This is a genomic window from Pseudomonas sp. GW821-FHT09C10 (assembly GCF_059418085.1).
Map to the genome: position 1 here is coordinate 168,501 of NZ_JBWKPE010000017.1, position 8,590 is coordinate 177,090.

At 60.5% G+C, this 8,590-nt stretch carries 11 protein-coding genes; 7 read left to right on the forward strand and 4 right to left on the reverse strand.

Annotated features, from left to right (window positions below):
- Positions 1-19: 19 nt before the first annotated feature.
- Complete coding sequence (locus tag AC07OT_RS27095) at positions 20-484, forward strand: CopD family protein (protein ID WP_495109512.1); 465 nt, start codon at positions 20-22, stop codon at positions 482-484.
- A gap of 45 nt (positions 485-529) precedes the next feature.
- Here the strand turns inward: AC07OT_RS27095 and AC07OT_RS27100 are convergent, their stop codons facing one another.
- Both AC07OT_RS27100 and AC07OT_RS27105 read right to left on the reverse strand, forming a co-directional pair.
- Positions 530-1,288: a collagen-like protein gene (locus AC07OT_RS27100; RefSeq protein ID WP_495109513.1), complete on the reverse strand. Its 759-nt coding sequence runs from the start codon at positions 1,286-1,288 to the stop codon at positions 530-532.
- Positions 1,289-1,444: 156 nt separating this feature from the next.
- The gene (locus AC07OT_RS27105) at positions 1,445-2,146 is read right to left on the reverse strand and encodes a PA1041 family peptidoglycan-binding anchor lipoprotein (protein WP_141156935.1); all 702 of its coding nucleotides are present in this window, start codon (positions 2,144-2,146) and stop codon (positions 1,445-1,447) included.
- A gap of 191 nt (positions 2,147-2,337) precedes the next feature.
- Here AC07OT_RS27105 and AC07OT_RS27110 point away from each other — a divergent pair, with 191 nt between their 5' ends.
- Positions 2,338-2,835, forward strand: coding sequence for a DUF6231 family protein (locus AC07OT_RS27110; RefSeq protein ID WP_027604444.1), 498 nt, complete (start codon positions 2,338-2,340; stop codon positions 2,833-2,835).
- A 29-nt stretch (positions 2,836-2,864) separates the two neighbouring features.
- Here the strand turns inward: AC07OT_RS27110 and AC07OT_RS27115 are convergent, their stop codons facing one another.
- Together AC07OT_RS27115 and AC07OT_RS27120 are read right to left on the reverse strand one after the other, a co-directional pair.
- The gene (locus tag AC07OT_RS27115; protein ID WP_495109514.1) at positions 2,865-3,266 is read right to left on the reverse strand and encodes a type II toxin-antitoxin system MqsA family antitoxin; all 402 of its coding nucleotides are present in this window, start codon (positions 3,264-3,266) and stop codon (positions 2,865-2,867) included.
- A 2-nt stretch (positions 3,267-3,268) separates the two neighbouring features.
- Positions 3,269-3,565 (reverse strand): type II toxin-antitoxin system MqsR family toxin, encoded by a 297-nt coding sequence (locus tag AC07OT_RS27120; RefSeq protein ID WP_115485776.1) that lies wholly within the window; start codon positions 3,563-3,565, stop codon positions 3,269-3,271.
- Positions 3,566-3,842: 277 nt separating this feature from the next.
- Here AC07OT_RS27120 and AC07OT_RS27125 point away from each other — a divergent pair, with 277 nt between their 5' ends.
- The 5 genes from AC07OT_RS27125 (at position 3,843) to AC07OT_RS27145 (ending at position 8,416) form a co-directional block, all read left to right on the forward strand.
- Positions 3,843-4,313 carry a YchJ family protein gene (locus AC07OT_RS27125; protein ID WP_065926434.1) on the forward strand — a complete coding sequence of 157 codons (471 nt, stop codon included), beginning with the start codon at positions 3,843-3,845 and terminating at the stop codon, positions 4,311-4,313.
- A gap of 19 nt (positions 4,314-4,332) precedes the next feature.
- On the forward strand, positions 4,333-4,815 hold the full coding sequence (locus tag AC07OT_RS27130; protein ID WP_098480258.1) for an LEA/WHy family protein: 483 nt from the start codon (positions 4,333-4,335) through the stop codon (positions 4,813-4,815).
- Positions 4,812-5,012: an SEC-C metal-binding domain-containing protein gene (locus AC07OT_RS27135; protein WP_003189235.1), complete on the forward strand. Its 201-nt coding sequence runs from the start codon at positions 4,812-4,814 to the stop codon at positions 5,010-5,012. Before AC07OT_RS27130 ends, AC07OT_RS27135 begins: the two co-directional genes overlap by 4 nt.
- Positions 5,013-5,187: 175 nt before the next feature.
- Positions 5,188-5,832, forward strand: coding sequence for a glutathione S-transferase N-terminal domain-containing protein (locus AC07OT_RS27140; RefSeq protein ID WP_092487687.1), 645 nt, complete (start codon positions 5,188-5,190; stop codon positions 5,830-5,832).
- A 142-nt stretch (positions 5,833-5,974) separates the two neighbouring features.
- A complete protein-coding gene (locus tag AC07OT_RS27145) occupies positions 5,975-8,416 on the forward strand; it encodes a penicillin acylase family protein (protein ID WP_495109515.1) in 2,442 nt (813 codons plus the stop codon).
- Positions 8,417-8,590: the final 174 nt, after the last annotated feature.

The following is an 8,590-nucleotide window of genomic DNA, read 5'->3' on the forward strand; positions in this document are numbered from 1 at the left end:
CGCAGAACGGAGTACCACAATGACCGCGTTTAGCCTCGTTTACACCCTGCATGTATTGGCCGCCCTGATCTGGGTCGGCGGCATGTTTTTCGCCTGGATGATCCTGCGCCCCTCCGCTGTGGCGGCCCTTGAGGGCCCTGCCCGACTCAAGCTGTGGGCCAATGTGTTTCAACGTTTTTTCGTGTGGGTATGGGTGGCAGTGCTGGTTTTGCCGATCAGCGGCGTCGGCCTGCTGCACCTGCGCTTCAGCGGGTTTGAAAGCGCACCGCGCTATGTGCAGGTGATGATGGGTTTGTATCTGGTGATGACGGCGTTGTTTATCCGTATCCAGGCGCTGAAGTTTCCGCAACTGAAGGCGGCGGTGGCGGCTGAGGATTGGCCGGCGGGTGCGGCTGCACTGGGGCAGATTCGCAAGCTGGTGGGGATCAACCTGATCGTGGGGTTGGTGGTGGTAGCGATTGCATCGGCTCGGCCGATGTTCTGAGTACAGCCGCAAGCTGCAAGCTCGAAGCTTGCAGCTCTTTAGAACTTAGAGCCGCTGAATAGTCACGGTACCCGCAGGCCCAGCTGGCCCCGGCTGTCCTTCCAACCCTGGGCGCCCCTTCTCGCCACCATCGGCGCGGTACACCAGGCAACCTTTGGACTCCCCGCCTTTGCCCGGCTTGCCGGCCGTGCCGGCCAAACCGCCAGCCCCGCCATCCACCCAGACCTTGATATGTTCCGCCGGGAAGTCCTTCGGCAACTCCACGCGCACCTGTGCACCCGCCCCACCCGGCAGGCCATCGCCGCCGTTATCGCCATTGAAACCGCGCCCCGCCGAGCCCCAGGTGCACCCAGGATCCACGCCATTGGCGCCATCCAGCCCGGCATACCCTTGGGCACCGGCGCCGCCACGGGCATCCACCGACAGTGCTTCAGCCGTCAGCGAGTTTATGCGCAAAGTCAGGTCACGCCCGGCCTTGGCCGGTTTTTCATGGGTGCCGGGGGCACCGCGCGAGGTGATCTGGCTGCCCTGCTCAAGTTGTGCATGCCGCACCTGCAATTGCAGCGCGGTATTGCCAGGCACAATTGCGATGCGTGCGTCGCGGCCCAGGTGCAGTTCCTCCACCGTAACCTGGCTGATGGTGGCCGGAATCAGCAACGTGCCGTAGTCCGCCACGTCCAGGCGCTCCAGTTGCAACACGCTGGTGCTGGAGGGAAGGCGCATCAATGAGTTGGTTTCAACACTGACGCTTTGGGCCAGGGCAACGGGGCTGACCAACAGGGCCAACAGAAAAACCTTACGCATCATGGGGCTCCTGAATGTTTTCAAATTTTTCTTTGGACGCACAGTAACGACTTCTACAGGCGATTTGCCAGTGAAGGTTCAAAAAACTTGAGCAGGGAGCGGTTCAAGCGAGGGTGGCCGGCAATGCCCCTGTGGATCCCACAGAGGCAAGGGCTGTCAGCGGTTGATCTGGATTTCCGTGCGGCGGTTCAGGGCGCGGCCTTCAGCGGTCTTGTTGTCGGCGACCGGATGGCTTTCGCCCGCCCCGGTGACAGATACAAAGGCACTGCGGGGCACCCCGGCGCCGATCAGGTAATCGGTGACCGAATGGGCACGTTTTTCCGAGAGTTTCTGGTTATAGGCGTCTTTACCGACGCTGTCGGTGTGACCACTGACCCGTAGCTGGGCGCTCGGGGCTTCCTGCTTCAGGCGCGTGGCAATGGTGTCGAGTTTGGTTTTATCCGCTGCCGTCAATTTGGCCGAGTCGAACTGGAAGTGCACATCGCGGATCACGATGGTTTCTTCCTTGACCACGACCACCTCCTCAACCACCGCCGCTGGCACTGGCGGTGCCGGTGGGCAACCATTGGCGTCGACCTGCACGCCTTTCGGGGTGCCCGGGCACTTGTCGCGGCTGTCCGGCACGCCATCGCCATCTTCGTCGCCATCGCCGTGCACCCAGCAATAGGCGCCGGCCATGCCGCCGACCAGCAACGCGCCATAGCCTGCGTAGGCCGAGCTTTCAGTCGCACCGATCGCTGCGCCGGTCACACCGCCGACAGCGGCACAGGTAGGCCAATCGGTTTTTTGCAAGCCTGCGCAACCTGTCAATACTCCGGTTAGCAGAACCAAGGGTAGAGCTGTCCGCATGATGCTCATCTGACTTTCTCCTGAGGGGATCGGCGGGGGCCGATGGGTGGAGTAAAGACCGCTCTTTTCAACTGCGCCACTACGCCGCGCCCCCGTATTCATTGGGGATCGCCGCCCGCGTAGGACTTTTCGCAGCCACCCGCTCTAGGCCCGCACGCTCAGCCGCGCTAGTCTCTAGGGTCCTGATGTGAGGATCTCTGATGACCGCTGGTATTTCTGCCCGTACTCCCCAGCAAGCGCTGGCCGCCTTGCTCGATCTGCACCAGCCCAAACGCCTGTTGCTGTTGGGTGCCAGCCAGTTCCCGGCGCTGGACGCCTTTAAGGACGCACACCCTGACACCCAGGTGTTCTGCGCCGCGCCAGGGCCATTGCCGCAAGCACTGGCGGCCCAACGGTTTGACCTGGCGCTGGTGGTCGATTGCCTCGAGCACCTGCCAAAACCCCAAGGCCTGACCTTGCTCGGCGGTATCCGCAACCTCAACGCCAGCCGCATTGCGGTGCTGGTGGACCTGGGCGCCTGCGGCTGGAAGGAAACCGACTTCTTCTCCCTGGCGCTGCAGGCCGGCGAGCGTTTCCAGCGCGATGAGCAGGTGCTGACGCTGTTTACCTACGATCTGCTTGACTATAAACAGGTGCCGGACTGGCTCAACGCCCGTTTCTGGGCTAACCCGGAAAACTTCGGAAAGTATTGGTGGTAACCGGATGAGTACATCGATTCCAGGCGCCCCTACACCGTTCGGACTTCGTTAAGTAACTCAGGGTGACGATCGAGCAACTTGAGAAGCTTTATGAGTGCCAGCGGTGGCTTGGTTTTTCCATTCTCATAGCGAGAAAAGGCGTTGACCCCGCCACCGAATATCTCGGCGGCTTCCCGCTGGTCCAACGAAAGTTTCTTACGCACCGTAGCGATGAAGCCAGGGTCTACCAAATCTGCATTGACCCGTTTTGAGAAGGCGCGCATCGCTTTCATGACACGATCCGATTCAACCAAATCCAGGATCGACTCAGAGCAGGACGGGCAGAACTCACCCGTTACATTCGCAACTACAGTGGTTTCACCTTTGTAGGAATAGGATATGTCGCGGATGTCATGGACCAAGTCCGCAGCGCCGCAAACGGGGCATTTCATCTTCATAGCTCCTTGAAGGACACAATCAGTACGTCTTCGATAACCGTGAGTTTCAGATAGACCTTCCCCGCCTTCGTGTGTGGCCTGTACACGTCTTGCCATAGCGTGTGGTCGGCGTAGGTAGTCATGCTTTTGTAAAAGTCCGTTGGTTTAAGGGCCAGTATCACGGCCAGCATCTCGGAGAGGTCGAGGTTAAGAGCATCGGCGCCGAGTCGTGCAGTATTCGTGGTACGCACCCTCCCGGATTTGATCAGGGCCTTGACGCTGGTCAGCTTGCAGTGAGGCGCGTTCTTCTCCATGCAGAAATTAACCTAATGGGTTTTTATTTAGCAAGTAGGTTAATCCACCTATTCTTGCAGTAGAGCTCAATGGAACCTCAAGCGGCTCTGCGCGAGCCAGCCAGGAAGTGTCTCAACGAATGAATGCTCGCTCGGCCGCCCCTCGCACCCGCTGGGCGTCGAGTTCCCCTGCGATCCTCTGTAGTATCGGGCCATAAGCTGTCAACGGCTGTGTCTGCGGTAATACCAAGGCTTAGCTATTGTTACGTCTAACAGAACGCGTATTGGTGGTAACCCGATGAGTACATCCATTTGCCCCTGCGGCAGTGGCAACCTGCTGGATGCCTGCTGCGGCCATTATCACGCCGGGCACCCGGCACCCTGTGCCAGCGCCCTGATGCGTTCACGCTACAGCGCCTATGTGCTGGGCCTGGTGGACTATCTGGTCGCAACCACTTTGCCCGCGCAACAGGCTGGCCTGGACCGTGAGGCCATCGCCGCCTGGAGCGCCCAGAGCACCTGGCTCGGCCTGGAGGTTGAAAGCTCCGAAGTGTTCGGCGGCCAGCCGGAACACGCCTTCGTGACCTTCACCGCACGCTGGCATGACAGCACCGGCGAACATAGCCACCGCGAGCAGTCTTCTTTCGTACAGAATGAAGGGCGCTGGTACTTCATCGACCCCACGGTGGAAGTGAAAACCGGACGCAACGATGCGTGCCTGTGCGGCAGTGGGCAAAAATTCAAAAAGTGTTGTTCCAGCTATCTCTAACTACCACAGGACTCACGCCATGCTTCGGATCTACAGCTTGATGCTGGCGTTAACCTTCGGCCTGACCGGTTGCGCCTCCTGGTTCGAAGACGATTCGCCCCCGCCCCACGTTTCCCTGGTGAAAGTCGAAGTGGTGCGGGCCAAGCTGCTGGAGCAGAAATTCAAACTGTACTTTCGCGTGGATAACCGCGACGACTCGGACCTGACCGTGCGTGGGCTGATCTACAAGGTCACCCTGGATGATTTTGTGCTCACCGAAGGCGAGTCCAATGAATGGCTGACGGTACCGCCCAAGGGTCATGCATTTTTCAAGGTATCGGTGCGCACCAACCTCTGGCCGCAGATACGCGACGTGGTGCAACTGCTGAAAAAACCCGACCAGCCTGTGCCGTATCGCCTGGAGGGTGAACTGAAAACCGGATTATTCATCGGTTATGACGTGCAGGTGAACCACAATGGCGAGATAATCCCCGGCGATTTTATTCCGGAGCGACATCGATGACTCAGCAACCCCATGTCCATGGTCCTGACTGCAACCACGATCATGATCACCATGATCACGACCACGGCCATGTCCACGGCCCGAACTGCGGCCACGCTCACCAGGAGCCGGTGCGCAATGCGTTGAAGGACGTTGGCCGCAACGATCCTTGCCCGTGCGGCAGTGAGAAAAAATTCAAGAAGTGCCACGGCGCGTAAATCGCGCTGAGGGCCCACGTGTGTGTGAGGGAGTTCGCTCCCTTCCACAGCTGCATCGCATTCCAAATCGAAAGCGTCTAAGGGTAGACGCAAATGTTTGATTGAATTTCCACCCTCCCACCTTTACCTATACCTACAGGCATTCGCTCAAGCATCACCACTTTTGGAGAGCTTCATGATCGACCTGTATTACTGGACCACCCCCAACGGTCACAAAGTATCGCTGTTCCTAGAAGAAGCCGGTCTGCCCTACAACGTGCACCCGATCAACATCGGCCAGGGCGACCAGTTCAAGCCGGACTTCCTGAAGATTGCCCCCAACAACCGCATCCCGGCCATCGTCGATCAGAACCCGAGCGACGGCGGCGCGCCGATCTCGCTGTTTGAATCCGGCGCGATCCTGCTGTACCTCGCGGAAAAAACCGGTCAATTCATTCCAAAAGACCTGCGCGGTCGCCAGGAAGCGCTGCAATGGTTGTTCTGGCAAATGGGCGGGCTCGGGCCGATGGCGGGTCAGAACCATCATTTCAGCCAGTTCGCACCGGAGAAAATCCCCTACGCGATCAAGCGCTACGTAGATGAAACCGCCCGTCTATACGGTGTGCTGGACCGACGTCTGGCGGACCGTGCGTTCGTGGCGGGTGAGGACTACAGCATTGCCGATATGGCGATCTATCCGTGGATCGTTTCCCACAAGTGGCAGAGCCAGCGCCTGGAAGATTTCCCACACGTTCATCGCTGGTTCAATAGCATCAAGGAACGGCCAGCGACGGTTCGGGCGTATGAATTAGTCCAAAAGGTCAATCCGCCTAAATCCTGACCTGAAGTCGTGCGCGGTCAACAGGTGGGAGGGGCGGTGCGACTCAAGATCTAACGCTTTACCCAAACTCCTGCTTGCGCCGTTTCACCGCGCTCACTAACGTAGCGCCTTTACTGACGCTACCCCCCGCAGGAGCTTTGCCATGGCCTCGCCAGCCCTCTCACATTTTCTTCCCCGGTTCGGCGTTGCCGCGGCAGTGGCCAGTGCATTAAGCCTGGCCGGTTGCCAGCTCCAGAGCACCCAGGACACCCTGCCGCCAGTGGCCGGCGTGCAGCCGATCAAGGGCCTCGCACAGAATGTTTCGATACGCCGCAACGCCCAGGGCATGCCGCTGATCGAAAGCAACACTTTCCACGACGCGCTGTTCAGCCTCGGCTATGTACACGCCAGTGACCGTATCACCCAGATGGTCACCCTGCGCCTGCTGGCCCAGGGCCGCCTGGCTGAAATGTCCGGGCCTGAAATGCTGGATGTTGACCGCTTCATGCGTGCGGTCAACCTGAAGAAAAGCGCGGGCGAGCTGTATAACGCCTCGTCGCCGCGCCTCAAGCGCTTCTTCGAAGTGTATGCCCGTGGCGTCAACGCCTACCTGTTCCGCTACCGCGACAAGCTGCCGCCGGACCTGGCCCAGACGGGCTACAAGCCTGAGTACTGGAAGCCGGAAGATTCGGCGCTGCTGTTCTGCCTGCTGAATTTCAGCGAGTCGGCCAACCTGCAGGAAGAGCTGGCGTCGTTGCTGCTGGCGCAAAAGGTCGGCGTGGACAAACTCGCCTGGCTGACACCAAGCGCGCCGGATGAGCCGATCCCCCTGGCCGAAGCCGAAAAACTCAAGGGCGTGAACCTCAGCCAGATCACCGGCCTGGCCGGGCTGGACGCGGTCAGCCAGCAATTGAGCAGCCTCAACTCGCTGGCGGTTACGACGTCGAGCAACTGGGCCATCGGCCCGCAACGCAGTCGCAGCGGCAAGAGCCTGCTGGCAGGCGACCTCGCCGCCCAGCCGCAAGCACCGTCGCCGTGGAACTACGTGCAGATTCGCGCACCGAAATACCAGGCCGTCGGCGCCTCGATTGCCGGCCTGCCGACCCTGTTGTCCGGTTTCAACGGCAACGTGGCGTGGAGCATGAGCACGGTCAAGGGCGATACCCAGGACCTGTTCCTGGAGAAGGTCAAACGCCAGGGCAGCGCGTTGTACTACGAGAACAACGGAAAATGGCTGCCGGCAGCGGTGCGTAATGAAACCTTCTTCGTCAAGGGTCAACGCTCGATTCGCGAAGTGGTGTACGAAACCCGCCACGGCGCCCTGCTCAACAGCAGCCAGGCCCTGACCAGCGGTTTTGGCCTGGCCCTGCAAACCGCCGACTTCAAGGATGACAAGAGCCTCGACGCATTCTTCGACCTGTCCCGCGCGCAAAACGCCGGCAAGGCCTCGGACGCAACCCGCAGCATTCGCGCCATTGCCTTGAACATGGTCTTCGCCGACGCCGGCAGCATTGGCTGGCAGGTTACCGGCCGCTTCCCCAACCGCCGCGAAGGCGAAGGCCTGCTGCCCTCGCCCGGTTGGGATACGCGCTTTGACTGGGACGGTTACGCCGACGCGATGCTGCACCCCTATGACCAGGACCCGGCCCAAGGCTGGATCGGCACCGCCAACCAACGCACCGCGCCTCGCGGCTACGGCATGCAGTTATCCAACTCCTGGGATGCGCCGGAGCGCAGCGAGCGCCTGGCGCAACTGGCCAATGCGGGCAAGCACGACAGCCGCAGCATGATCGCCATGCAATATGACCAGACCACCACCTTCGCCGCCAAGCTCAAGACCATGTTCCAGGCGCCGGGCATGGCCCAGCCCTTGAAGCAGGCGATTGATGCGCTGCCAGCCCCCGAGCAGGCCAAGGCACGGGAAGCACTGAAGCGCCTGATGGCCTTCGACGGCCGCCTGGTGTCGACGTCCGCCGACGCGGCGCTCTACGAACTGTTCCTGCAGGAAAGCACCCGGCAGATATTCCTCGACGAACTGGGGCCGGAAAACAGTGCCAGCTGGAAAGCCTTTGTCAGCAACGCCAACCTGTCCTATGCCGCCCAGGCCGACCACCTGCTGGGCCGCGAAGACAGCCCGTTCTGGGACGACGTGCGCACCGCGCAAAAAGAAGACAAACCCGCCATCCTCGCCCGCAGCCTGGCCGCCGCGATCACCGCCGGCGAGAGCCAACTGGGTGCTGACCACAAGGCCTGGCAGTGGGGCAAGCTGCACAGCACCACCTGGAAAAACACCAGTGGCCAAGTGATTCGCGGCCCGCTGGCGTCCGGTGGCGACCACAACACCTTGAACCCGGCGCCGTACAGCTGGGGCCAGGACTTCAACACCACCCAGGTACCGGCGCTGCGCATGATCGTCGACTTCGGCCAGGTGGAGCCGATGATGGGCCAGGGTGGCATCGGCCAGTCCGGCAACCCGGCCAGCCCGAACTACGCCAATGGCATCGACCCGTCGCTCAAGGCGCAATACCTGAGCTTCCCGATGCAGCCGCAGAACTTCGAGAAAGTGTATGGGAAGGCCAGGTTGACCCTGACCCCAGGCAAGTGACCTGACTTCCACCTGACGAAACCTGATCCAAATGTGGGAGGGGGCTTGCCCCCGATAGCGGTGTGTCAGTCACCGATGTTTTGACTGAACCACTGCTATCGGGGTGTAGAACCGTAGACATCGTTTACATCTGAAACCGGGGACATCGTTTACACATTTGAGGCCTGGACGCGG

Coding starts and splice junctions, on each gene's coding strand:
- AC07OT_RS27095 (WP_495109512.1), top strand. CDS start 20: ATGACCGCGTTTAGCCTCGTTTACACCCTGCATGTATTGGCCGCCCTG.
- AC07OT_RS27100 (WP_495109513.1), bottom strand. CDS start 1,288: ATGCGTAAGGTTTTTCTGTTGGCCCTGTTGGTCAGCCCCGTTGCCCTG.
- AC07OT_RS27105 (WP_141156935.1), bottom strand. CDS start 2,146: ATGAGCATCATGCGGACAGCTCTACCCTTGGTTCTGCTAACCGGAGTA.
- AC07OT_RS27110 (WP_027604444.1), top strand. CDS start 2,338: ATGACCGCTGGTATTTCTGCCCGTACTCCCCAGCAAGCGCTGGCCGCC.
- AC07OT_RS27115 (WP_495109514.1), bottom strand. CDS start 3,266: ATGAAATGCCCCGTTTGCGGCGCTGCGGACTTGGTCCATGACATCCGC.
- AC07OT_RS27120 (WP_115485776.1), bottom strand. CDS start 3,565: ATGGAGAAGAACGCGCCTCACTGCAAGCTGACCAGCGTCAAGGCCCTG.
- AC07OT_RS27125 (WP_065926434.1), top strand. CDS start 3,843: ATGAGTACATCCATTTGCCCCTGCGGCAGTGGCAACCTGCTGGATGCC.
- AC07OT_RS27130 (WP_098480258.1), top strand. CDS start 4,333: ATGCTTCGGATCTACAGCTTGATGCTGGCGTTAACCTTCGGCCTGACC.
- AC07OT_RS27135 (WP_003189235.1), top strand. CDS start 4,812: ATGACTCAGCAACCCCATGTCCATGGTCCTGACTGCAACCACGATCAT.
- AC07OT_RS27140 (WP_092487687.1), top strand. CDS start 5,188: ATGATCGACCTGTATTACTGGACCACCCCCAACGGTCACAAAGTATCG.
- AC07OT_RS27145 (WP_495109515.1), top strand. CDS start 5,975: ATGGCCTCGCCAGCCCTCTCACATTTTCTTCCCCGGTTCGGCGTTGCC.